This is a genomic window from Bacillus sp. 3a, from assembly GCF_017161885.1.
Classification (GTDB): domain Bacteria; phylum Bacillota; class Bacilli; order Bacillales; family Bacillaceae; genus Bacillus; species Bacillus safensis.
The window spans coordinates 3,377,531-3,402,118 of record NZ_CP067376.1 but is presented as its reverse complement, the minus strand read 5'-3'; the positions used below and the strand labels follow the sequence as shown (position 1 = coordinate 3,402,118).

The window sequence follows — 24,588 nt, the reverse complement described above, 5'->3', positions numbered from 1 at the left end:
AAGAATTTTCTCTTAACTTAGTAAGAAAAAATGATATCATTTTCTTAGAGTCTATTCGGGTGAATCTACTGAATTAGGGGTTGTAGCGGTGAGGATGGGCAAAAGGAAAGTCACTTTACAAACGAAAATTTTGGGGTTAATTATCGGGCTTTTGCTTGTTGTCATTGCATTATTAACCATTTGTTTTGGTTTTCTGCAGACATCAGAAAGGCAGGGACAAGCTGAACAGCTGGCGGTGCAGACCGCTAGAACGATATCATATATGCCGCCCATTAAAGCATCGGTGGCTCTATCAGCGTCCGAAAATGAAGAACAGGCAGTGCTTGAGCAAATGAAGGAGCAAGTAAGAGCACATGCCATCTTCATTACCAATCGAAAAGGAAAGGTCCTTGTTCATACGAATCATGAGGACGTAGGAAAAACCATCAGTGTATCGGAAGGAAGAAGTACCCTCTTATTTGGAGGAACCTCCATATCAACTGATGATTCTAATGGTGAAACCGTTGTCAGAGGCAGTGCACCCATTATGAAAGAAACAGAAGGGCATGAAGAAATTATCGGCACAGTCACCGTCGAATTTTTAAAAAAGGAAATTGATCAAGCGACAGCTCATCAGCTATTGAAACTTAGCTATATTGCCCTTCTCGTGCTTTTGCCTGGCATATTCGGTGCGATTTTTTTAACGAAGAGTATTCGCAAAGATACATTAGGGCTTGAGCCGCATGAAATTGCTTCGTTGTATCGAGAAAGAGAGGCGATGCTGCTCGCTATAAAAGAAGGGATTATTGCGTTTGACCAGAAAGGCGCGATTACGATGATGAATACATCAGCTGAGCACATGCTGCGCGTCTCATCAAAGCTGCCCCTTCATATTGATCAAGTCTTGCCAAATGCCAAACTTCTTCTCTATTTAAAGGCAGAGACGATTGAACCTAACATCGAAACCGTCGTCAATGATAAAACCTATGTCTTAAATGTGAAAAAAGTAATGCAGGATCATCGAGTATTCGGAGGGATTGTGAGCTTCAGAGAGAAAACAGAGCTGACGAAGCTGCTGGATACATTAACAGAGGTCAGCCAATATTCAGAAGACCTAAGAGCCCAAACGCACGAATTCTCAAATAAGCTGTACGCCATTTTAGGCCTGCTTGAGCTGAAGCAAGTCGATGAAGCCATCGACTTAATTAAAGAAGAATATCATCTGCAAAACCGTCAGCACGATTTACTCATGAAGCAGATTCGGTCTCCTAAAATACAAGCCATCTTACTTGGCAAGTTAGGGAAAGCATCTGAGAAGAAAGTCCATTTCCACATTGATGAAAATAGCTCACTTGAGCCGCTCCCAGCTCATTTAAGTTTATCTCACTTTATCACCATCATTGGCAATCTCGTAGACAATGCTTTTGAAGCTGTATTAAATAAGGAGAAGCGCGAGGTAGACCTGTTCATCACAGATATTGGGTTTGATATTATCATAGAAGTGTCAGATTCAGGTGATGGGGTGAATGAAGAAGAACTGTCACAGATTTTCACAAGAGGCCATTCGTCAAAGGGAGAAGGACGAGGCTATGGGCTTGCGAATGTGAAAGAAGTATTGGACGAGCTTGGGGGCTGGATTGAAGTTGCGAACCAAAAAGAAGGCGGTGCCATCTTCACTGTATACATACCGAAAGGCACAAAGGGGGAATAGATGGTGATTAAGGTACTCATTGCGGAGGATGATTTTCGAATCGCTGCCATTCATGAATCTTATATACAAAAGATAGAAGGATTTAAGGTCGCTGGAAAGGCAAAGAGTGCAAAGGATATGTGGGAGGCGCTCCAAAGGGAACAAGTGGATCTCATTTTGCTTGATGTGTATATGCCTGATGAGCTCGGCACAAACCTGCTGCCGCTTTTAAGAGAACGCTGTCCTGAAGTAGATGTGATCATTATCACGGCTGCAACGGAAACGACGCTTTTAAGAGATGCGCTTCATTACGGAGTGGTTCATTATTTAATCAAACCGGTGACCGCACAAAAGTTTGCACAAGTTTTAACCGAATATAAAGAGAAGAAAGACATCATCAATTCAAAGGATGAAGTCAATCAAACGATGATCGATCTGTTTTTTGGACAGATGCAGGAAGAGCCAAAACAAAGGGATGACAGAGATCTCCCCACAGGCATCAATTCACTGACCTTGGATAAAGTGAAAACATTGATGGCATCAGAGAATAGCGGAATTACAGCAGAAGAACTCGGGGAAAAGATGGGCGCATCACGTACAACTGCGAGACGGTACGTAGAGTATCTCGTGACAACAGGGGAATGCCGGGCAGAGCTTGCATACGGAATTATTGGCAGACCTGAACGTAAATATTACCCTGCCAAACAAGCGGAGTCTTAAAAGATGAAAAAAGGAATACTTTTTGTGATCGTGCTCTGCCTTTGTATAACACTCACCTTTAATGAAAAAAAAGCCGGAGACTCTTTCCTGCAGCAAAGCTCCTTATATATTGTGGTGTCGGGTGTACCAGAGGGGGGATTTGACCAAACGGCTCAGGTGATGAAATCAGTGCTTGAACAAGAGAAGCTGGTGAACCGGCCTGTGAACATTCTTTATCAAAGAGGTGGAACGGTGGATAAAGGATGGACATACATGATGGAGCGGGAAGCCAACTATATCAGTTTAAATTCAAGTTTATTGTTAAGCCGTAATTTACTTGGCAGCAGTAACGTGACGATGAATGATGTGACACCGCTGGCAATCCTTGCAGAAGAGTGGCAGGTCGTCGCAGTCCCGATGGATTCTCCTTTTGCAAATGGGAAGGAGCTGTTACACGCCCTCAAGAAAAAACCAGATTCCTTAAAAATTGGGTTTGCGCCTGATTTTGGAAATGATGATCAAATCTCATTCGCCCGGGCAGCAGAAATGGCAGGGATTGATCCCTATCGCATTCAATTTTTGAAATTTGACAGTGCAGATGATTTATTTCAGGCACTCATTGACCATGAGGTGGATGCAGCAACGACTACCATTACAGAGGTTCGTCATGATTATGAAAAAAAGAGGCTGAAGCTCGTAGCGACGACAACCAGCCAGCGTTTAGATGGATTTGAAGATGTGCCGACATGGAAAGAGCAGGGCATTCCGCTCATCTTTTCCCATTGGCGCGGTGTGATGGGCCCTAAACAAATGAGTCAGCATGACATTCGTGAATGGGATCAGCTTCTTCAAAAAATGACGAAAACGAAGTCCTGGAAAAAGCGATTAAAGCAAAAGGGCTGGACAAGTCGTTATATGAACAGCAAAGAGGCAAAGATCTTTATGGAAAATCAATTAAGGCAATATGAGCAATTGATACAAGGAGAACAAGCGGTCGAGTGAGACCGCTTCCAGCGTGTAGACAAACCCTTGCATCGCCCGCATTCCTGCGTGCCGGTGCTCACGAATCTCATATTCGCTCCAGTACTCGTCTTTCCTAGACTTCAAAGGTTTTCTATCACGCTGAAAAGAAGACAAAGGGCTAAAATAAACCCTTTGTTTTTTTCATGGAATCAAAAAGCCCAATGTTTGAACAAAATGAACAAAAAGCATTTATCGACCGAAAAAGAATTAAAATTCATAATATTTACTTCAATTCTCACCTCAGATATGATGACAAAAAGGGTTGGAAATGGGATACCAACACATTAATGAAAGCGTATACAACATAAGGGGTGAACAATATGTTAGCAATCTTAGGATTTCTTATGATGATTGTATTTATGGTTTTGATTATGACGAAACGTATGTCTGTTTTAACGGCATTGGTGTTAACACCGATTGCATTTGCTCTTATTGCAGGTTTTCATTTTACTGAAATTTCAGATATGATTGTCAAAGGCGTGCAGCAAGTCGCACCAACAGCGGTCATGATCATGTTTGCGATTTTGTACTTTGGCATTATGATTGATGCGGGTTTATTTGATCCAATGGTGGCGAAAATTTTAAAAATCGTTAAAGGCGATCCATTAAAAATCGTGGTCGGAACAGCTGTCCTGACGATGCTTGTTGCACTTGATGGTGATGGAACAACAACGTATATGATTACAACAACAGCGATGCTTCCACTATTTACGCTCCTTGGCATCCGTCCAATTATTTTAGCGGGTATTGCCGGGGTTGGCATGGGAATTATGAATACAATTCCATGGGGAGGAGCTACACCTAGAGCGGCGAGTGCACTTGGCGTTGACCCTTCACTTTTATTTGGACCGATGATTCCAGTCATTGGTGCAGGGGTTCTCAGTATGATTATTGTTGCTTATTTTCTTGGAAAAGCCGAAAGAAAACGCCTTGGTGTGATTGAACTTGACCAGCCGATTCATGCAAATGAAATGGCAGCAGCACTGCAAGATGACATTAAACGGCCAAAGCTTTGGTGGTTTAACCTAGCGCTGACTTTGTTATTGGTGCTGCTGCTTGTATCAGGTAAAGTCAGCTTAACTGTTCTATTTGTTCTTGCTTTCTGTGTGGCGATTATCGTGAACTATCCGAACTTGGATCAGCAGCGTGAGCGAATTGCCGCTCACTCAACAAACGTTTTAGCCATTGCTTCGATGATTTTTGCGGCAGGTGTTTTTACAGGTATTCTAACTGGAACGAAAATGGTCGATGAAATGGCGATTTCGATTGTATCTGCAATTCCAGAGCAGCTTGGCGGATTTATTCCAGTCATTGTCGCATTAACAAGCGGGATCTTTACTTTCTTTATGCCGAATGATGCATACTTTTATGGCGTACTGCCGATCCTATCAGAAACAGCGGCAGCATACGGTGTCGATAAAATTGAGATTGCCAGAGCCTCTATTATTGGACAGCCGATTCATATGTTAAGTCCACTTGTTCCATCGACTCATTTACTTGTTGGACTTGTTGGCGTATCACTGGATCAGCATCAGAAATTTGGGATGAAATGGGCTGTGCTGGCAGTCGTCGCTATGACTGTCGTGGCGGTTCTCATTGGGGCCATTTCCATCTGGTAAATAAAAAAGTGTCTGCTGCGGGCAGGCACTTTTTTTAGGTCATATTGCCGGGCAGGCTCCATTCATTTGCCCTAGACAAAGATATGCCTGTTCCTCCAAAAGGTTTATTTTTGAAAAATACTGACACTTTTTCTGTTTTTTTCTTTATAATGCAAATCAACGAAGGGAGAGGATAGCATGTCCAAACGAAAAGGCACGATTCTTTTTGCTGCTGCATGCCTCTTGGCAGGCAGTTTGTCGATGGTGAGCCCAGCTTCAGCTCATGCAGAAACCCCTTATTATGGAAAGAGTTATGAACAACCGGCTTCAGTGAAAAAGCTATACCCTAAGCCTGGCGAGACGTTTGAAACCCCTGCCTTTCAGAAAAAAGGAGAAGCATTTACGACACAAGAAGAGCTTCAAGCTTTCTTAAAAGACATTGTCCGCAAAAGCCCATATGCCACGCAGAAACAGATTGGAACATCCATTGAAGGTAGATCCATTCCGGCCCTGTACTTTACAAAGGATCGCTCCATTACTCCACTTTCAAAAAAGCCAACCATCTGGCTCCAAGCACAAATACACGGAAATGAACCAGCCTCCGGTGAATCTGCTCTCGTCATTGCAAAACGATTAGCAGGTGAAGAAGGAGAGCGTATACTCAATCATGTCAATATCATCATTGTTCCAAGAATCAATCCTGATGGTTCTTATGCGTTTGACCGCAGACTGGCAAACGGATTAGACGGAAACCGTGATCATATGACATTAGAATCTCCAGAACTGGCAGCCCTGCATCAAGAATTTAATCGGTATGCGCCAGAGGTAGTTATTGATGCCCATGAATACGATGTGGGTCAAAAGCAGTTTGAAAATATCGGTTCATCAGGCGCTCTCAAATATCATGATTTGCTTATTCTTTCAGGGAAGAATTTAAACATTCCTGAAAGCATCCGGCTGACATCAAATGAGTTATACGTTAACGGAGTTCGTGAAACGCTGACGAATAAAGGATTTTCTAACGATTTGTATTATACAAACACAAGAGGAAAGGATGGAAAGATCGACATCTATGAAGGTGGTACGGATGCGCGAATTGGCCGTAATGCCCTTGCACTTTCGCCAGCCCTGTCATTTCTTGTAGAAAGCAGAGGGATTGGGATTGGAAGAGAGGATTTTGCCCGCCGCGTCGCTGCGCAAGTAGCCACCCATGAAAAAATCATTGAGACCACGGTGAAACATGCCAAACAGGTGAAGCAGCAAATGGTGACGGAGCGGTTGAAGCTGGTCAAAAAAGGACTGCAGCCAAATGATGATGATCAAGTGGTCATTCAAGATGATTTCCAAGCACCTGTCAATGACTCGCTGGAAATGGTTGATATTGAGAAGGTACAAACGACTCAAGTTCCTGTGCGCTTTCACAGTGCGAGCGATGCTGTTCCTGTCTTAACAAGAGAACGGCCGACAGCTTATCTCATTCTTCCGGGGCATGAAGGAGTAGAAAAGAAACTCAGAACATTAGGATTAAAAAGTGTCACATTGCCGGCTGGCATGAAAGTGCCGGTACAAGCCTATCAGGTGACAAAGCGAGAGGAAAAGAGCAAAACAGATATTCAGCTTGAAACAAAACTCGTTGACAAGAAACGTCAGCTGCCAAAAGGAACAAAGGTATATGTCACGGCACAGCCGCAAACCAATTTGCTCTCACTTGCCCTTGAACCAGAATCAAAGGACAGCTATATGTCATCAGGGTTTATTGCTTCAAAAACAGGTGATGAACTGCCAGTCTATCGTTTCGTGCTTCCTCAAAAGACGTTAGGCATTCAATAAAAAAAGGCTAAAATAAAGATCATTTTAGCCCTTTTTCACCAATCTAAAGCGGCACTTGGCGTGCCGCTTTTTTTATTTTCGTCCAGCTCTTATTTCATCTGTCATGCCTTCATATGGTGCTTCTGCGATAATGGTTTCGTCATTCACACCTGCATGATGGATATACGTAATGTCCGCAAATTCTGGGACAACATATTTCGGATAGGTTTCGTATTTTTCACGAGATTCTTTCATGAGATCGATGTAGTCATTTTGATAGCAGACGGTGATGTCTGGACGTTCATGCACCCATTTAGGGAAGAAGATGACGCCATGCATGCGTTTTTCTTCAGGCATAAAGTTCAGAGAGACGTCTGTCCCAGTTGGTTCTGTCCAAGAGACTTTGTATACGCCTTTTGTCAGCTTCACAATATTTACTTCTTGATCACGGACCCAGCGTCCTCCAACCATTCCGCTATGAATGCGGTAATCAATGGTATGATCGTTTTTAATGTAAATCTCATATTCCCAGCCATTTTCATACGTATAAATCATATGAAGTCCAACGAATTGATCCATGTTTATTCCTTCTTTCATTAGAATGATGTTTTTTCAAACATGTTGTGATTTACATGTTTATTTTAAAGTCTATGATATACTATTGTCAAAGAATAAGCGTTGGAGGCCCATCATGAGAGTACTAAAATATGCCATTCTTGGCTTGCTGGATCAGCATGAGCTGACGGGATATGATATCACGAAACATTTTAAAGATTCGCTTGGACAGTTTTGGAGTGCGAAGCACAGTCAGATTTACCCTGAGCTGAAGCGTCTCACAGAGGAAGGGTTTATTGAATTTGATATTCACATACAAGGAAAAAAGCTGGAGAAGAAGGTCTATCAAATCACAGCGGCAGGAAAAGAAGAATTGCGTCAGTGGTTAAGAACAAAAGATCCGATCCCGGAAACAACAAAGGATGAATTCATGCTTAAAACCTTTTTCATCTCCTCCATGGACAAAGAAGAAGCGGCTGACCTGTTTGCCTATCAACTTTTAGAGCGCACCAAGAAAGTAGATGTGCTGGAACAAAAGCTGCACGCTTTGACAGAGGAAGACCCTTCTGCTGAATCACTGCATTCAGCGCAATTTGGGCATTACTTAGTGCTGACAAGGGCAATCGAAAGGGAAAAAGGCTATGTACGCTGGCTCCAAAAGACCCTTAAACGAATTGATTCATCTATGATCTAAGGACAATGGTCGGATGATTTGATAAAAAATGGTTTGAAACGAGTGAATTTATCAATAGAAACCGCTACAATGGATATATTCGTATTAAAGTGAGGCGAGTATGTTTGAGTAATCAAGAAGCGTTGTGGAATGAAGCAGAAGCTTTTATTTCTGTATGCTATGAAGAATTAAACAAGTCAAATGAAGAGAAAGCAGCACGTCTGCATGAAATAAAAAAAGAAATTGAGTCTGAAGGAATTTATACGCATACACTAGAGGAATTAGCTCACGGGGCGAAAATGGCATGGCGCAACAGTAACCGCTGCATTGGCCGTTTGTTTTGGTCGACCCTGCAAGTGCATGACTGCCGGCATGTAAAGACAGAGGATGAGGTGAAGGAGGCGCTCTTTCATCATATTGAGTATGCGACAAATGGCGGGAAAATCAAACCGTCCATTACGATCTTTCCCCCAGAGAAAAACAGACAGAAGGAAGTCGTCATTTATAATCATCAGCTCGTCCGTTATGCAGGCTATGAAACGGAATACGGCATCATCGGCGACGAGGCATCTCTTGAATTAACAAAATTATGTGAAGCACATGGCTGGAAAGGGGAGGGCACACATTTTGATATTCTGCCTCTCATGTTTCAGCTTAAAGGTCAGCCGCCTGTTCTGTATGAGCTTCCGAAAGAAATCGTCCAAGAGGTAGAGATCACCCATCCTGAATATGATGGATTCCGTGATTTGGGACTAAAATGGTATGCGGTCCCGATTATTGCTGATATGAAATTAGAGATTGGCGGTATTCATTACAATGCTGCACCGTTTAATGGCTGGTATATGGGCACAGAAATTGGCGCACGCAACCTAGCGGATGAAAACCGCTACAATATGCTGAAAAAAGTCGCTTCTCTTTTAGGACTGGACACAACCAAGAATGCGTCCCTTTGGAAGGATAAAGCCATTGTCGAATTGAACGTGGCGGTTCTCCATTCTTATCGCGAAGCAGGGGTAACCATTGTCGATCACCATACAGCAGCACATCAATTCAAGCAGTTTGAAAAGCAGGAAGAAAAGGCTGACCGCAAGCTGACTGGGGACTGGACATGGCTGATTCCGCCAGTATCACCAGCTGCTACCCACATATTCCACAAGCATTACGACAATACCATTGTGAAACCAAACTATTTTTATCAGGACAAGCCCTATCACAGGACAGAAAAAGCCTAGCGAGAGTTATATGTAATTCCATAAAAAGATGTCTTTTATCATAATACATGTGTCCTCTCATATGGTGTTGAACATTTAAATTGATTAAAAAAAAAGGGATAGATATCTATCCCTTTTTATTTATGATGACCACAAAAGATCTCTTCCTTACTACAACAATGGGCGAAAGTTTACGCTCTCGCATTCCACTTCTGGATGACTTTCTCACCCTGGGGCTGTTTATCCTTTTGCATTCCCTGCCAAGTTTGATCCCATGAGGACCATTCCTTGATATTAACAGTTGTTATAACATTCAACTCCAATTTTTATTTTTTGTTTGAATTGCTTGTACTCGGTTCATCCAATTGCTCAGAATATCTGAGTCGCAGACTTATAAATACTAAAACCAATGCAATGACCATTAGGAAAACCCCCAGCAATCGGAATCCTGTAAAGGTGAACGCACCTCCCATAATGACACCTGTCAACAGTGAAGATAAAATTGTTCCCAAGTATCTCGATGTATTAAATAGGCCAGATGCTACACCAGCAATTTCTTTTGGAGAGCTTTTAAACAAAGCTGCCTGCATACCAACAGCGTTTAGCCCGTTGCTAAAACCGAACGCGGCTAACGCCAGGCACACACTGATGACTGGTGAACTTTGCGTCCATGTCACGATCCACACTGCCCCTACTACCATCAGTAATGAGGATACAATCAATGCAGGTCTGGGTCCTGATTTACCGACCCATTTCCCTGCTATTGGCGAAGCTGCAATCGAGCTCAAGCCTAAGGTTAACATAAGAATCCCTGTGTGGAATGCACTGACATGACGTACCATTTGCAGGTATGATGGAATCCCAAAAAAGAGTGAATAATAAAGGAAGTTAACTAGCAAGTATTGTATATTGACCCAAGTCATCCCTGGATATTTGGCGAAGGTACGTAAAGGAATAAATGGCGACACTGTTTTTAGCTCATGTCGTACGAATATTCCCACCGCAACGAGCCCGATTAGCACAACAACGATATTCCACATAGAGAAATGCCCAGATGATTTCGCTGCCAGCAAGCCAACTAGAAGGGCAATCAGACCCACCGCAAAAAGCAGAATTCCTGGCACATCAATCACACCCAGTAATTTTCGAAACGACATGTCACATGAAACCGTTGCTGCTGGTCCATCATTAGGAATCATTTTCCAAGATAATATAAAGCTCGCCACTACAAACGGGGTATTGACGATGAAGATCGCTGGCCAGTCCCACCATTGAATAAGTACTCCTCCGGCAAAAGGTCCTATAGCTGCCGCACCGGATAGGAAAATTGATAAACCTGCTAAAGCATCTGATTGTTTTTCTGTAATATGAATGCGTATTATAGCTGTTCCAACTGCAATCAGCATACTAGTTCCGATGGATTGTACGATTCTTAACACAATAAGCCATCCGAAATTTGGAGAAAATGGAGCCAGAATAGAAGAAACTAAGGATACAACAAGACCAGCCAGAAATATCTTCCTCCGGCCGAATAAATCACTAGCCTTCCCCATGACAGGTTGGGCGATAGCACTAGCGATATAAAATGAAAACACAATCCAGGAAACAGCAGTAAAATCAATGCTATACACATGTTGCAACCTAGCAATAGCAACAGAAATCATTGATGAATTTAAAGGGTTTAATAATATTCCTAGTCCAACGGATATCATTAACCATCTGCTACGAGAATTCATTTTTTCTCCCCCTTTAAATTTGTTATATTGATATCTTACTTGGGATTTTACATTCATTCCAACGCATTTAAAGTTATGATATCATTGACCAAAAGGAATGATTGGAGAAAAAATGAAATGGAACTCCTTCAACTACAATATTTTCTAGAGGTAGCTCGATTAGAGCATGTAACCGAAGCTGCACGAAGCCTCCACGTTACGCAATCGTCGCTTAGCAAAACAATTCAGCGTCTGGAAGAAGATTTAGGGGTACCTTTATTTGATCGCACAGGCAGGAAACTGCGATTAAATGAATTTGGCAACAAATTCATTCGTCGCGCGGAAAGGGCTTTGTTTGAGTTGGAACAGGGAAAACAGGAGATTAGCGATTTGTCTAGAGGAGAATCTGGTACACTAAAGCTTGCGGTAACCACAGCAAGCACTTTGCCTCAGATGATGCGAGAGTTTCGTAAAAAACGTCCTAATATCCAATTTCATGTGCAAATGCTGACCACACTGGAAATGGTCACGCTTTTACATCGAGGCGAAGTCGATTTTTGCTTGTCGTCCTCTCCTTTTCAAGGGGAAGACATCGAATGTCAAGTTGTCTTTGTTGATCCCATTCTTGTAGCAGTTCCTAATGGGCATCGACTGGCAGACCGAACTAGCGTATGTTTAACAGAACTTAAGGATGAATGCTTTGTCGGTGTGAAAAGAGGATACGGCACTCGTGATTTAGTAGACTCTGTATGCAAATCGGCTGGAATTGACCTTAAATATGTGTATGAGGGCGATGAACCTACACGTTTGATCAGTCTTGTAGAAGCTGAAATTGGACTTGCCTTCATACCAAGCACAGCAAAAATATCATGGGGAAAGATTAAATATTTGCAAGTTGAGAATCATGAACTTGTACGTGATATCGCTTTATTGTGGCATACAAGTCGATACATGACGCAAGCTTCATTAGAATTCCGCAAAGTAGTTCTAGACTATTTTGAGGCAATATCGAACCAGTCCAATTAATCTTATGCATGACTCGTACCGATTCGATGTTATAGAAGATCTAAGTCCCAACCAGCCTCAAACATATTCCTACAAGTAGGTGGTGAACAGTTTACTTGAGAATCAATGTCCCACGCCTCCGTACGTTCTACCCTGGCTACTGATAGATTAAATCTAAATAAAAAAAGTTCAACCAGAAAATTCTGGCTGAACTATATCATACGAAAGCTCCGTCTAACTATCATGAATAGGAATAATGTTTACATATAGCTAGGTTTTTTATGACCGTATTCGAAAATCCTGATAATGAGCAAGCTCGGTGAGCGGCTCCATTTGCATGTCGGTGACTTTTGAAAAAGGACTTCCTTTCCGGACAGTCTCTAAGAAATCAATCACTTTCTGCTGCTCACCCTCTACCTTTAACTCGACATGACCTTCATCTGTGTTGCGTACCCAGCCTTTGATTCCACGATTTACGGCTTCTCCCTGAACAAAATAACGAAAGCCGACTCCTTGCACACGTCCTTTTATAATGGCGTGATAATGAATCATGGTCATCTCTCCTTTTTTCACATCGTACCATAGCCTGCATCTGATCTTCACGCCTCGACTATGATTTGATTGTCAAACGATGTAAAATAAAGGCCAGTAGACAACCAAAGGAGATGGCCATCGTGGGACAAAAGAGATACGACATAGAAGGAATCCAAGTGGGACAACCTATCATTACATATGCGAATGGAAAAGAAATCAAAACAGCCATCAACAAAAGGCGCATTCATGAGCCTGTGTATTTAAGTCAGATCAATTTTGAAGGAGATGGTCAAGGGGATTTGGTTCATCATGGGGGTTATGATAAAGCCGTCTGTGTCTTTCCGTATGATCATTATGCTCACTTTGAACAATTTTTAGGGGTACCATTACAGGAAGCTGCCTTTGGCGAGAATGTAACAGTACGCCAGCTAGTCGAAACGAATGTGCATATTGGCGATGTGTTTCAGCTTGGAGATGCATTTGTTGAGGTGAGCCAGCCAAGACAGCCTTGTGTGAAATTGTCTCTTAAGCATGGCAACATGAAGCTTGTAAAGGAAGTGCAAAAAACAGGGTATACAGGCTTTTATTTACGTGTATTGAAAGAAGGCATGGTGCCGCCTGATGCATCGCTTGTACTAGTAGAAAAAGCGTCCCATCACATTACGGTCCATGAGGTCAACGAAGTCAAATATCGTCAAACAAGTCCAGAGAGACTGAAAGCTGTTCTTGAAGTAGATGCTTTAGCAGATGTGGTGAGGAAGTCTTTAGAAAAACGAATTCAGCACATTTAAAAAAAAGCCGTACATCATCTTAAGATGTACGGCTTTTCAGCGTTTATGAGCTGCGTTTCTTTTGCTCAAGAAGATTTGCAAGGAAATATGTTTTTAAGCTTTGAAGCTTTCTTCCTTCATGCTTAGTCACACCAAGCTTCTTTAATTCTTCGACATACCAGCCTTTGCTACCATAATGCATGATAGAAAACTCCTTTCAATTGAAACTGCCTGCATTGTAACATCTCAAAAAAGGACGTGAAAAGCGTGCAGGTGTCAAGAAATGAAAACTGATTCTATCTGCCTATGATCCATGTATATGCTGGAAATATTGATTTATGAATTTGGCGGGTTGAGGGTAACGAGGATCATGCCGACCGTCATAATCATGATGACAACACCAAGATAGGTCATCATGGATTGTTTTTTCTTAATCCCTACAACCGTTAAGATAATACTTTCGATGAAAAAGATAACACCTATGATGATGAACCACATATCAAATAAGACCCCTTTCACATATCTTTGCCTATTTTACCACAGGCTTTTTTGTTTAGTCGTGACAGATTCGTGAAACGGGCATGAAAAAATCCCCTCTCAGTGAAGGAGGGGATACAGCGTGTAGACAAACCCTCGCATTCGTTGTCAGGTCTGCGCTCCGGTGCTCACGAATGTCAAATTCGCTCTGCTCCGCTGCTCGTCCTTCCTAGACTGCAAAGGTTTTCTATCACGCTGAAAAGAAGACAAAGGGCTAAAATCAACATCATTTTAGCCCTTTGTCAACAATCTGATTCCCCACCTGTGAAGGAGGGGATAGCTGGCTTACAGCTTTGTTAAAATAATCGGTTCGTCTTTAGTGATCACAATCGTATGTTCAATCTGTGCGACTAGACTTTTATCTGGTGTTTTAAATGTCCAGCCATCATCAGCCTGATAAATCGATTCAGCATTTGTTGAAATGAAAGGTTCAAAGGCAATGACTGTGCCATTTTTAAACAAAGCATTATCGAATGGATCATAGTAGTTCAAGATATGGTTAGGTGCTTCATGCAGATTCTTCCCAATGCCGTGTCCTGTCAGGTTTTTAATGACGGTAAATCCTTGTTCTTTCGCTGTATTGTAGACCGCACGGCCAATTTGGTTTTGTCTTTTACCGGCTTTTGCATGTTTTAATCCTTCAAGGAACGCATCTTCCGCACACTTACATAATGCTTCAAGACGAGCATCACCTGTACCTAAAACGAATGAAATGCCCGTATCGGAATAATAGCCGTCCAGTTCTGCTGAGATATCAATGTTCACGAGGTCGCCCTCTTGTAAAATGGTTTTTTCACTTGGGATACCGTGTGCAACTTCATCGTTCACGCTGATACAAGTGGTACCAGGGAAGTCATATTCCTTTTCAGGTGCTGAATTGGCACCGTGCTCTTCTAATATTTTTTTCCCAATCAAATCTAATTCTTTTGTAGACATGCCTGGTTTCGCTTGGCTTTTCATTTCTTCTCTTGCCAAAGCGACAATTCGGCCGACTTTTTTTAAGGCTTCTAACTCATGATCATGTTTGACAATCACTGTTCATTCCCGCTTTCTATATCTTCATTCTATTCAATAGCTTACCACATTTTACGCAAAAAGAGTAAAGAGCGGAATTCAAATGGATGTGGACAAATTGGTATAGATAACTAGACGTGCATATGATATATTTTTTATGAACATCATGAATGCTTTGGTCATGATGATGACAAAGGGGGGAAATCAGATGGTGTTTCAGTTTTTTCAAAAGCTAGGAAAATCATTTATGCTTCCAATCGCTGTACTTCCAGCAGCAGGGATTATTTTGGCCATTGGGCGGGAGGATGTATTCAATATCCCGTTTATTCATGCGGCAGGGAATGCAATTTTTGCGAACTTGGCTTTAATTTTTGCAATGGGTGTAGCGATTGGTATTTCAAAGGATGGGAACGGGGCAGCGGCATTATCAGGAGCGATCTCTTATTTTATTTTGTCAGCCGGTACAACGTCGATTAACTCAACCAACAATATGGGAGTATTGGGCGGTATTTTATGCGGACTTTTGGCAGGTTATGTTTACAATAAATTTAAGGATACGAAACTGCCGGAATACTTAGGTTTCTTTAGTGGAAGGCGGCTTGTGCCTATAATGACCGCACTTTTCACCATTCTATTAGCAGCCGTTTTCGGATATGTATGGCCGCCGATTCAAAGTGTAATCAATGATTTAGGAGAATGGATTTTAAGCCTTGGTGCAACAGGTGCAGGGTTGTTTGGTTTCTTTAACCGATTGCTCATTCCATTAGGTCTTCACCATGTCTTGAATAACTTATTTTGGTTTCAATTCGGTGAATTCAGCGGGGCAACAGGGGATTTAGCGCGATTCTTTAAAGGAGATCCAAGTGCAGGTGTCTTTATGACTGGATTCTTCCCAGTGATGATGTTTGGTCTGCCAGCGGCATGTCTAGCCATGGTTGTAACTGCAAAACCTGAGAAACGAAAAGCAACAGCTGGTCTGATGATTGGGATGGCACTTACATCATTTATAACAGGGATCACTGAACCAATTGAATTTTCTTTTATGTTTTTATCACCACTTTTATATGGTGTCCATGCTATTTTGACGGGACTTTCGCTTTTTATTGTGAATACCCTTGGGATTCATAGCGGTTTTGCCTTTTCAGCAGGTGCGATTGATTACGTCTTAAGCTTCGGCATTGCGCAAAAGCCGATCTTGCTTCTCGTAGTAGGAATCATTTATGGCGTCGTGTACTTTGTCGTTTTCTATTTCCTCATTAAACTATTAAAGCTGAAAACACCAGGCAGGGAAGATGATGACATAGAAGATATCGCAGCAGATGATGTGGTGACGGCAGGAGGAGCGAGTATGCTCGTAGAGGGACTTGGCGGCAAAGACAACATCACCACGATTGATCATTGTGCCACACGTCTTCGCTTAACAGTAGAGGATACAAATTTATTAAATGAAGGTACATTGAAAAAAGCAGGTGCCAAAGGGGTGCTGACTTCTGGAAAAACATCCGTACAAATTATTATTGGAACGAATGTAGAATTTGTCGCAGATGATCTCCGTAAGGAAGTCGATCGAGATTAAAAAAAACGTTCAGCCAGGTCAAATGGGCTGAACGTTTTTTTGTTTACGCTGTTCGATCACTAGCACAATACTGATCACAACGAGTAAGAACCATGAGCTAATTTTCCCTAGATGAACAATGGACCAAGCATGCTGCTGATTTGGATATTGCCATGCGCCTAAAAAGGTGGTGACATTTTCGGCAATCCAAATAAAAAAGCCAATCAGGAGAAATGAAACAACAAGCGGCATTCGAAAGGAAGATGGACCAACCTGAAACGAAACCGATGTTTTCCGAAACACAACAACAAGCAGACATGTCAGCCACCATCTGACATCATAGAGCCAGTGATGCGTAAAGAAATTGAGATAAATGCACAAACTGATGCCAATTGAAAGAAATGGATGAGGCCAGTCGGCTACTTTTACATGAAGTCGTGAAAATGCCTGATAAATATAACTAGCCACACTCGCATACATAAAGCCGCTATAAAGTGGAACCCCAAATATTTTTGTATAAGCTTCTTCTGGATAGGACCAAGAGCCCATATGTACTTTATACACTTCTAAACAGATTCCTATGAGATGAAATAGACAAATGACCTTTAGCTCCGCCAAAGTCTCCAGCCGCAGCGTCAGCATCAGAATCTGAGCCGCTAGGCAAAGCAATAGAATGAAATCATACCGGTGAAGAAAAGGAATAGACACCGTCTTTGATAGGGCAAGCGCCGCAAAGATCATGACGGGGAATAGACATGAGATAGCCTGTAAATAAGCAAAATGAAATAGTGTTTTCATACAAAATTAAACCCCTTTTCACTGTCTGAAATGACTTAGACGGTTTTAGCAAGGGAAAAGTTTACCTCAACTAGATATTCATGAACAATTTGTGAATATATATGTGAAAAAGATCACAAATAACATTTTGAATAGTATAATAAGATCATAAAGAAAATGTGAAATATTTCACATAATTTAAAGGGAGGCATCATCATGTTTACAAAATTCTTACAAACGAATGTATGGGCAGCCGTTATCCTTTTGGCAGCAAGACTTTATATCGGATGGACTTGGCTGACATCTGGTATTGGAAAACTAACAGGTGGATTTGATGCATCAGGCTATTTGCAATTTGCAATATCTGAACCTGTCGTCAAAGATGGTCATCTAGTGTATCCGTTCTATGTATGGTTTTTAGAAAATGTCGCTTTGCCAAATGCCGGACTATTCAGTGCCATGGTCATGTGGGGAGAAATCTTAGTAGGCCTAGGATTAATTGTTGGTTTGTTTACAACAACAGCAGCCTTTTTTGGAAGCGTGATGAATGTCTCTTTCTTACTAGCTGGAACTGTCTCTGTGAACCCGCTGCTTCTTCTGATCGCAGTCTTCATCATGGCAGCGAAAGGAAATGCCGGAAAACTTGGTCTTGATTATGTAGCAGGTCCAGTCCTCAAACGAAAATTGAAAAGAAAGCCGCAATTAGAAGTGGCATCATAATAAAAGAAAAGCATCCTGAGTAAACGCTCAGGATGCTTTTTTATTTAAGAATTGGCTTTTATCAAGTTGATATGCAGCACGGTGAGTTCATGCTGGCTGATATCAGGATCATGTCCAACGATAAATTCAAGCTCATAATCACCGGTTCGATACACATATTTTTTCTCTTTTGTCTGCGGAATGGTGCTCACTGAATCCGCTGGTCCAAGCTGTTTCTTTAGTAACGAAGGGGTCATACCGCCGATATTTGTTTCTTTTTCTACATTTGTACCGAAATAACGGATTTCATCAATTTTGCCTTTTGCATCATAGTGAAAAGCAAATCCGGGATTCCCCATTTCCGCATGATACAAATCAAAGCTGCTTTGACCTGTTTCTGGATATGGATTTCCGAGCTGATGATGAACGTCTTTTTTTGTTTGAACGCCAATTTTCAATCCTTTAGCATAGTAGGGCATTTGTCCTTTATGTGCCAGCTCATAAATGCTGGTAAGCGCGGCTTTTGGACCTTGAGGAACGGATTGTTCTGCTGCCGGTTTGGTCATGGCGTGTGCTGAGACAGCAGGGCTGAAACCGAAAAGGGCAGACGAAGCAAGTGAGGCAGTCACGACAAAAGCTGCTGATTTCTTCATGATATATCCCTCCTTCTTCTCCTATACCCGGAGTAATCATGATCAAACGTAAAAAGAACCAGCTGATCAAGGATCGGCTGGTTCTTAGCATGAGAACGTTATTTTGAAGAAGAGCTGGATTCATCTTTGGCGGAAGAGGAATCCTTTTCATCCTGTACTTTCTTTGTATAGTCATAATCATTGCGGTCAATCGGTGTAAAGCCTTTAGGCTTGTAGAAACGGAGTAAATCTTCGGTGACAATCTTATCAGATGTCTCCAGCATCTTTTTCACCGTTTCATTTTCTTGGGATGCCTTGTCAGTTGGCTCGATTTTCTCGCCTGTTTTGTTGCTGTAATAGTTATTACCTACTTTCGTGTAGTCCTTAGACACGAAGTCACCGTTTCTAAATGGCACAAGCTCTTTAAAGTTCTTCGATAAGATATCAGAACCAGACATTAAATAGTTCTTCGTATCATCGCCAAGCAGGTGCAGAAGAGTTGGTGCGACATCGACTTCACCAGAGTATTTATGAATCTGTCCGCCTTTTACGCCAGGAACATGGATAAAGAGCGGCACACGCATGAGCTGCGCATTTTCATAATCTCCAATTTTTTGTCCTGTCACTTTTTCCATCGCTTCATTATGGTTTTCAGAAATACCGTAATGATCTCCGTACATAATGACGACTGTGTTGTCATAAAGACCTGACTTTTTTAGATCATTGAAGAACTGTTCAATCGCTTCATCTAAATAATGAGCCGATTGGAAGTAGTTATCGACGACAGAGTCACCGAAATCACCAGGTTCGAAATCAGTATCACCTTCGTCCATTCCAAATGGGAAATGATTCGATAAGGTAATGAACTTCGAATAAAACGGCTGCTTCAAGTTTTCAAGCATTGGCATCGATTCTTTGAAGAACGGTTTGTCTTTCAGTCCATAGTTCTTCGTATCCTGCTCGTTCATATCGTAGTACTCAGAATCGTAAAATCTGTCATACCCAAACGACTTAAACATTTCATTACGGTTCCAGAAGGTTTTCGTATTGCCATGGAATTCTGCTGACGTATATTGATCCTTCTTCAAAATACCAGGCAGTGCTTGATATGTGTTTTGCGCTTTGTTAATAAAAACAGAGCCCTGTGATAATGGGAATAACCCAGTATCCATCATAAATTCAGCATCAGACGTTTTTCCCTGTCCTGTTTGATGGAAGAAGTTATCAAAGTAAAACGTTTTGTTATCGTGTGCCAATGAATTAAGGAATGGCGTTACTTCTTTTCCATTCACCTTATAATCAATGACAAAGTTTTGCAGAGATTCAAGAGAAATTGTAATGACGTTCATGCCTTTCGCTTTCCCGTAATAAGCCGGGTTAGGATCAGCGCTGTTCGCTTTTAAATAGTTCTCTACATCTGTCACGTCATTTGAATTTGCCAGAGCACGCTGGCTGTTTGATTTCACATTTTGAATGGCATCAAACACAGTAAAGTTATAAGCACCTAAATATTTAACTAAATAATTGCGGTCGAACGATCTTGATAAAAGCTCTGGACGATCGATCTCTGCAGCAACTAAGTTTAAAACAAAGATCACAACAGAGGACACAAGGACGAGTCTAAACGATTTTGACTTTTGAACAGGTACAGTGGCTGTACTTGTTTGCTGCTGCCTTTTCATGCGGACTGCAAGTACAATCAAAATGATTGTATCAATAAAGTAAAACACATCAGTCCAACGCATGAGTGAAAATGCACTATCACCTAATTGTCCGCCATTCGTTCCTGCCTGCATCACTGTAGGCAGCGTGATAAAGTCATTGAAGAATCGATAGTACACGATGTTTGCGTATAGTAAAAAAGACATGAAAAAGTGAATCACAATGATAGCGGCAGGCTGCCATTTTTTCTTGAACAATAAAGCAAAGCCAAGAAAGAACAAGCTGGAGCTAATAGGATTCACGAAAAGCAAAATATGCTGAAGCACATTTGATATACCAAGTTTAAATTCGATTAAATACGCTGAATACGTTTTGAGCCATAGTAAGGTGGCTGCAATCAGAAAGAAGCCGAGACCTCTTTTTTGAATAAATGTTTTCATATAAACACTCCTTTTCTCCGTTAAACGGAAGAGGCGGAACGAAAGAAAACGAACCATTAGAATATACCACGAAATGCACAAATAGAAAAGTCATAACCAGTGAAGAGCCTTTGCAAGCCTGTCCGAGCAATAAAAGGAGAGGAAATGAAAATATTCGCCCATCGAAAAACTTTTTATGAAAATTGACCTATTATTGACAGAAAATTCAGCAATTTTCCAGTTGCTATATCAATAAAACAGGTAAAAAGATACAAGTCTAAAGAATTAATTTAATTTCTACAATGGTCATTTAGAGTATTTCCATTGTTTATTAATGTTTATGCAGGTTAAACAAAAAAAATGAGCCATGTAATGGAATAAGACGATGGATAAAAATTCCTCCTATACGATATATCAATATATTTTTGTGTTTCGTGAACATAATGGTTTTTATGTGTCTTTTAAGGGTTTCATTTATTTTAATAAGTGAACAAATTATCTAAATATACTTAAGTGAACATATCGAGACTATAAACTTCTGAATTGGGGTCGATATAGACAGTGACAGGAAATCTTCCATTGAAAGGATTGATAGTATATGACTGTACGAGCAGAGAACCTCGTTCAGAACTGGTTTCCGAGTGAGGACGGAAATGCAGGAGAGCGTAAAGAACTCATCAAATTGATGGAGCAGATCATTTCAGGGGTCGATGACCTGAAAGATCCCAACCGTGCACACCTTAAAGGTGAAAAGAATCGTGGGGAGGATTTTTACAAAAAGCTCACTGAAACAAGTCAAATTCCGATGAACGGCCAGCAAGCGGAACTTGTGAATGAAGAATTACTGAAGCTTTTACATAACCATCCATACCACACCAAGTATTTCTTCACGAACATTTTGCCAATGGCAAGTACACCAGGAATTTTAGGCATGCTGACAGCTATGCTGGTAAACGGAAACAACCTTTGGGATGTTTATGGACCAGCAGGTGCGGAAGCTGAGGTCAGAGTGGTCTCAATGATGTCTAAGCTCATCGGATATGATCCAAATATGAGCGGGGGATACACAACATGGGGAGGTCAAGGAGCGATTTTTTCAGGACTTCGTTTAGCGATCGCAAAAGCTGCGCCGGAGTCACTGCGAAAAGGAGTTCCACAAAATCTTTATGCGTTTTGTTCTGATGCTGCACATTACAGCTTATTTAAGTCAATGGAAGCAACAGGACTAGGCACAAACAACTTAATCAGAATTAAGACGAATAAAGATCATTCAATGGATATGGAAGATTTGCGTTGTCAAATGGAACGTGTTGCACAGGGTGGCGGGATTCCCGTTTATATTGTGGCAACAACCGGAACAACAGATGCCATTGCAATTGATGATGTCAAAGGGGTACGTGAAACAGCAGAAGCGATTGCTGAAAAGTATGATCTGAAGGTGCCGCATATTCATGCAGATTCGGCGCTGGGTGGATTCTTTGCTTTCTTTAATGAGTATGATGTATCAGAAAACCCGCTGCAATTCTCAGTCGGTGTTCTTCGTATGCTAAAAGAAATCAAAGCGAAATTCCAGCATCTTTCTCTTGCAGACTCGATGTGCTTTGATTTTCAAAAGCTTGGCCAAACACCTTACACATCCAGTTTATTCTTAGTGAAAAACGCTGCTGACTTAAAGCGTTTGGACCTGGAAGAACAAGAGACACCATACGTTGGCCATAGAGGCTACGGGGAATACCATACGGGTTATACACTTGAGTGTTCAAGAATGGGAAGCTCAATCAGCATGCTGAGTGTGCTCTTAACGTTTGGGGTTGAAGGCTATCAGCGCTTGCTCGGTCAATTCTTAGAAGTGAACCTTGCCTTCAGAGAAGCACTTAGTCGAGAAATTCCGCAAGCAGAAGTCGTGAATGATGACAACGTCGGAATGGCTACATTATTTAGAATTTACCTAGACGGCTCACCGCGTTTTCAAGAAGAGATTTCTGGCGAAGCAACTTCAATGGAAATTGAGAGAAACAATGAATTGAACAAAATGCTGTTTGAAAAACTTGGAGAGAAAAGAGATGAGATGTTCTTTGGCGATACAACGAAGTTTTTACTTGTCAACTCAAAAGAAGGTCAAGAATTCTATCTAAGTGTTAGTAAGTTTTTTGTCATCTCACCTTATACGTTACCAGAGCATATCCCTCATATCGTATCTTATTTAAAAGATGTGATTGCATCTGTTTGTGGTCAATTTGAAAATGTACATGCTTAAATCAAATCTGAGAGTGGAGATGTAGGAAAAAATGGCGAAACAAAGGAAATTTGGAGGATACACGATATCCTCTAAAATCATGTCAGTCGTTACCGTAACATTACTCGCAACCGTAGCATTATTCGTTCTAACCTTTTATCTAGTGAGCCAGGATTTATCATCCCAGTTATTAAAGCAATTTGATTATCGATTAACAACAGATATTGATACCGCCAAAAAAGAAATCGATAACATCGATGGAAACGTACTCAGCATTAGCGGGAAGGATGATCCTATTTATGCTGAGATCAAAACGAAATTCGCAGAGCTTCAAAAAGATCATACGCTTGAGAACTTATACGTGTTATCTAATAAAGGCGGCAAAGAAAGAATTATTATACTAACCGGTGAAGAAAATGACTTTGATCAAGATTATGCTTTTTCAGAAGAGATGAAACAAGCGCTCTCTGAAGATAAAATGGTCAAAAGTGATATTTACAAAGATTCATTTGGTACACATAAATCAGTCTTTTTGCCAATCAAGGATTCAGGCGGTGAGCTGACAGGGATTTTAGGCATTGATTTAGATGCGTCTGTCGTGCCTCAAACAACGCAGAAGTTGATGATCTATATCACAGTGGCATCTGCCATTGTGCTTATCGGTGGATTACTCTTCTCATACTTCATGGGAAGAAGAATTGCAAAACCAGCACGTTCCTTGATGGAATCAGCGAATCGAATTGCTGACGGTGATTTAACTGGTATGGTAGAGGTTGAAAGTAAAGATGAGATCGGCCAGCTTGCCGCATCCTTCCAAAAGATGCAGGGACGGATTAAAGAGCTCATTTCGAAAATCTCAAACTCATCTAGTGAAGTGTCGAAAATGTCTTCACAGCTTCGTACGGTGACGACCGAATCAAGTCAAAGTGCGCAGCAAGTATCAGAAGCTATGACGAATATGAGTGAAGGAATCAATGATTCTGTCGCAAATATCACGGATTGTACGAGATCCGTTGCAGAGATCGATACTCAAATCGAAGGCGTCACAAAAGAAGTCGACGAAATGAAATCTGTTTCATCTGACGTACAAAAGCAATCAGAATCTGGTCAAAAATTAGTGAACCATGTGCTTGATCATCTGAATATGCTACATGACAAGATGACCAACTCAAAGCAGGCAGCAGAAGAATTACAATCTCATTCAACGGAGATTGAAAGTGTCATCTCAATTATTACGGACATTTCAGCCCAAACGAATCTGCTTGCACTGAATGCTTCAATTGAAGCGGCACGTGTTGGAGAAGAAGGAAAAGGGTTTGCTGTTGTGGCAGATGAGGTGCGCAAGTTAGCTGAGCAATCAGCGGATGCGGCTAAAACCGTTTCAGATCTTGTCATCGGCACACAGGAAAACAGTCAGCGCGTTCTTGAAAGTGTAGAGGAAAGTAGTAAAGCAGTGGAAGAAGGACGTGAGCAAATGGAAGGCACGTCACAAAATTTCGCTTTGATTTACGACGGTGTATCTCAGTTTTCAAGAAGAACGAACAATTTGCTTGCTTCTATTAAGCAAGTTGAGCAAGCATATCAAACGATTTCTACATCGATTGAGCAAATTTCTGTTGTATCAGAAGAACATGCAGCCAGCTCTCAAGAAGTGGCGGCAGCAACAGAACAGCAAAGTGCTGGTATGCAGCAAATTTCAAGTGCGATTGAACAGCTCTCTGACATGTCAGAGGACTTAGCACAAATGGTCTCAACCTTCAAAGTCGACAATAAATAACGAGAAAGGGCTAAAATAT

22 protein-coding genes are annotated in these 24,588 nt (G+C 41.4%); 13 read left to right on the top strand and 9 right to left on the bottom strand.

Translation table 11 applies throughout. The features are described 5' to 3' along the window. Positions 1-94 precede the first annotated feature (94 nt). The 5 genes from JJ692_RS17375 (at position 95) to JJ692_RS17355 (ending at position 6,819) form a co-directional block, all read left to right on the top strand. The gene (locus JJ692_RS17375; RefSeq protein ID WP_206534000.1) at positions 95-1,690 is read left to right on the top strand and encodes a sensor histidine kinase; all 1,596 of its coding nucleotides are present in this window, start codon (positions 95-97) and stop codon (positions 1,688-1,690) included. A 3-nt stretch (positions 1,691-1,693) separates the two neighbouring features. Beyond that, positions 1,694-2,389 (top strand): response regulator, encoded by a 696-nt coding sequence (locus JJ692_RS17370; protein WP_025092679.1) that lies wholly within the window; start codon positions 1,694-1,696, stop codon positions 2,387-2,389. Positions 2,390-2,392: 3 nt separating this feature from the next. Further along, positions 2,393-3,370 carry a tripartite tricarboxylate transporter substrate-binding protein gene (locus tag JJ692_RS17365; RefSeq protein WP_135032918.1) on the top strand — a complete coding sequence of 326 codons (978 nt, stop codon included), beginning with the start codon at positions 2,393-2,395 and terminating at the stop codon, positions 3,368-3,370. A gap of 341 nt (positions 3,371-3,711) precedes the next feature. Then, entirely contained in the window at positions 3,712-5,010 is a 1,299-nt protein-coding gene (citM, locus tag JJ692_RS17360; RefSeq protein ID WP_024426631.1) for an Mg(2+)/citrate complex secondary transporter CitM, read from the top strand. Between the two features lie 177 nt (positions 5,011-5,187). After that, positions 5,188-6,819, top strand: coding sequence for a M14 family metallopeptidase (locus JJ692_RS17355; protein ID WP_206533999.1), 1,632 nt, complete (start codon positions 5,188-5,190; stop codon positions 6,817-6,819). Positions 6,820-6,891: 72 nt separating this feature from the next. On the opposite strand, the gene JJ692_RS17350 is transcribed toward JJ692_RS17355, so the two are convergent. After that, complete coding sequence (locus JJ692_RS17350) at positions 6,892-7,377, bottom strand: phenolic acid decarboxylase (RefSeq protein WP_008341777.1); 486 nt, start codon at positions 7,375-7,377, stop codon at positions 6,892-6,894. 112 nt (positions 7,378-7,489) lie between these two features. Between JJ692_RS17350 and JJ692_RS17345 the strand changes: the two genes are divergently transcribed. Both JJ692_RS17345 and JJ692_RS17340 read left to right on the top strand, forming a co-directional pair. Further along, entirely contained in the window at positions 7,490-8,047 is a 558-nt protein-coding gene (locus tag JJ692_RS17345; RefSeq protein WP_024424606.1) for a PadR family transcriptional regulator, read from the top strand. Between the two features lie 104 nt (positions 8,048-8,151). Continuing rightward, positions 8,152-9,258, top strand: coding sequence for a nitric oxide synthase oxygenase (locus tag JJ692_RS17340; protein ID WP_044335441.1), 1,107 nt, complete (start codon positions 8,152-8,154; stop codon positions 9,256-9,258). 305 nt (positions 9,259-9,563) lie between these two features. Here JJ692_RS17340 and JJ692_RS17335 read toward each other — a convergent pair whose 3' ends face one another. Continuing rightward, positions 9,564-10,973, bottom strand: coding sequence for an MFS transporter (locus JJ692_RS17335; RefSeq protein ID WP_073204258.1), 1,410 nt, complete (start codon positions 10,971-10,973; stop codon positions 9,564-9,566). Positions 10,974-11,090: 117 nt separating this feature from the next. On the opposite strand from JJ692_RS17335, the gene JJ692_RS17330 reads away from it, so the two are divergent. Next, on the top strand, positions 11,091-11,978 hold the full coding sequence (locus JJ692_RS17330; RefSeq protein WP_073204260.1) for a LysR family transcriptional regulator: 888 nt from the start codon (positions 11,091-11,093) through the stop codon (positions 11,976-11,978). 258 nt (positions 11,979-12,236) lie between these two features. Here JJ692_RS17330 and JJ692_RS17325 read toward each other — a convergent pair whose 3' ends face one another. Continuing rightward, positions 12,237-12,509, bottom strand: a complete 273-nt coding sequence (locus tag JJ692_RS17325) for an acylphosphatase (protein WP_073204262.1) — start codon at positions 12,507-12,509, stop codon at positions 12,237-12,239. Between the two features lie 122 nt (positions 12,510-12,631). Between JJ692_RS17325 and JJ692_RS17320 the strand changes: the two genes are divergently transcribed. Continuing rightward, positions 12,632-13,282, top strand: coding sequence for an MOSC domain-containing protein (locus JJ692_RS17320; RefSeq protein ID WP_073204264.1), 651 nt, complete (start codon positions 12,632-12,634; stop codon positions 13,280-13,282). 43 nt (positions 13,283-13,325) lie between these two features. Here JJ692_RS17320 and JJ692_RS17315 read toward each other — a convergent pair whose 3' ends face one another. The 3 genes from JJ692_RS17315 to map all read right to left on the bottom strand — a co-directional run bounded on the left by JJ692_RS17315 (position 13,326) and on the right by map (position 14,833). After that, positions 13,326-13,463: a YflJ family protein gene (locus tag JJ692_RS17315; protein WP_064497716.1), complete on the bottom strand. Its 138-nt coding sequence runs from the start codon at positions 13,461-13,463 to the stop codon at positions 13,326-13,328. Between the two features lie 134 nt (positions 13,464-13,597). Continuing rightward, the gene (locus JJ692_RS17310; protein WP_087978305.1) at positions 13,598-13,759 is read right to left on the bottom strand and encodes a hypothetical protein; all 162 of its coding nucleotides are present in this window, start codon (positions 13,757-13,759) and stop codon (positions 13,598-13,600) included. 324 nt (positions 13,760-14,083) lie between these two features. Beyond that, a complete protein-coding gene (gene map, locus JJ692_RS17305; RefSeq protein ID WP_024424611.1) occupies positions 14,084-14,833 on the bottom strand; it encodes a type I methionyl aminopeptidase in 750 nt (249 codons plus the stop codon). Positions 14,834-15,020: 187 nt separating this feature from the next. Between map and nagE the strand changes: the two genes are divergently transcribed. After that, positions 15,021-16,388 (top strand): N-acetylglucosamine-specific PTS transporter subunit IIBC, encoded by a 1,368-nt coding sequence (gene nagE, locus JJ692_RS17300; protein WP_171464057.1) that lies wholly within the window; start codon positions 15,021-15,023, stop codon positions 16,386-16,388. An 18-nt stretch (positions 16,389-16,406) separates the two neighbouring features. On the opposite strand, the gene JJ692_RS17295 is transcribed toward nagE, so the two are convergent. After that, positions 16,407-17,165 carry a DUF817 domain-containing protein gene (locus JJ692_RS17295; RefSeq protein WP_125587257.1) on the bottom strand — a complete coding sequence of 253 codons (759 nt, stop codon included), beginning with the start codon at positions 17,163-17,165 and terminating at the stop codon, positions 16,407-16,409. 195 nt (positions 17,166-17,360) lie between these two features. Here JJ692_RS17295 and JJ692_RS17290 point away from each other — a divergent pair, with 195 nt between their 5' ends. After that, positions 17,361-17,864: a DoxX family protein gene (locus tag JJ692_RS17290; protein ID WP_024426621.1), complete on the top strand. Its 504-nt coding sequence runs from the start codon at positions 17,361-17,363 to the stop codon at positions 17,862-17,864. Between the two features lie 44 nt (positions 17,865-17,908). Here JJ692_RS17290 and JJ692_RS17285 read toward each other — a convergent pair whose 3' ends face one another. After that, complete coding sequence (locus JJ692_RS17285) at positions 17,909-18,496, bottom strand: YjgB family protein (RefSeq protein WP_103132783.1); 588 nt, start codon at positions 18,494-18,496, stop codon at positions 17,909-17,911. A 98-nt stretch (positions 18,497-18,594) separates the two neighbouring features. After that, positions 18,595-20,577 (bottom strand): lipoteichoic acid synthase, encoded by a 1,983-nt coding sequence (gene ltaS / locus JJ692_RS17280; RefSeq protein WP_151040240.1) that lies wholly within the window; start codon positions 20,575-20,577, stop codon positions 18,595-18,597. Between the two features lie 577 nt (positions 20,578-21,154). Between ltaS and JJ692_RS17275 the strand changes: the two genes are divergently transcribed. Both JJ692_RS17275 and JJ692_RS17270 read left to right on the top strand, forming a co-directional pair. Beyond that, positions 21,155-22,813, top strand: coding sequence for a pyridoxal phosphate-dependent decarboxylase family protein (locus JJ692_RS17275; RefSeq protein ID WP_044334637.1), 1,659 nt, complete (start codon positions 21,155-21,157; stop codon positions 22,811-22,813). A gap of 31 nt (positions 22,814-22,844) precedes the next feature. Beyond that, positions 22,845-24,569, top strand: a complete 1,725-nt coding sequence (locus tag JJ692_RS17270) for a methyl-accepting chemotaxis protein (RefSeq protein WP_206533998.1) — start codon at positions 22,845-22,847, stop codon at positions 24,567-24,569. The last annotated feature ends 19 nt before the right edge of the window (positions 24,570-24,588 follow it).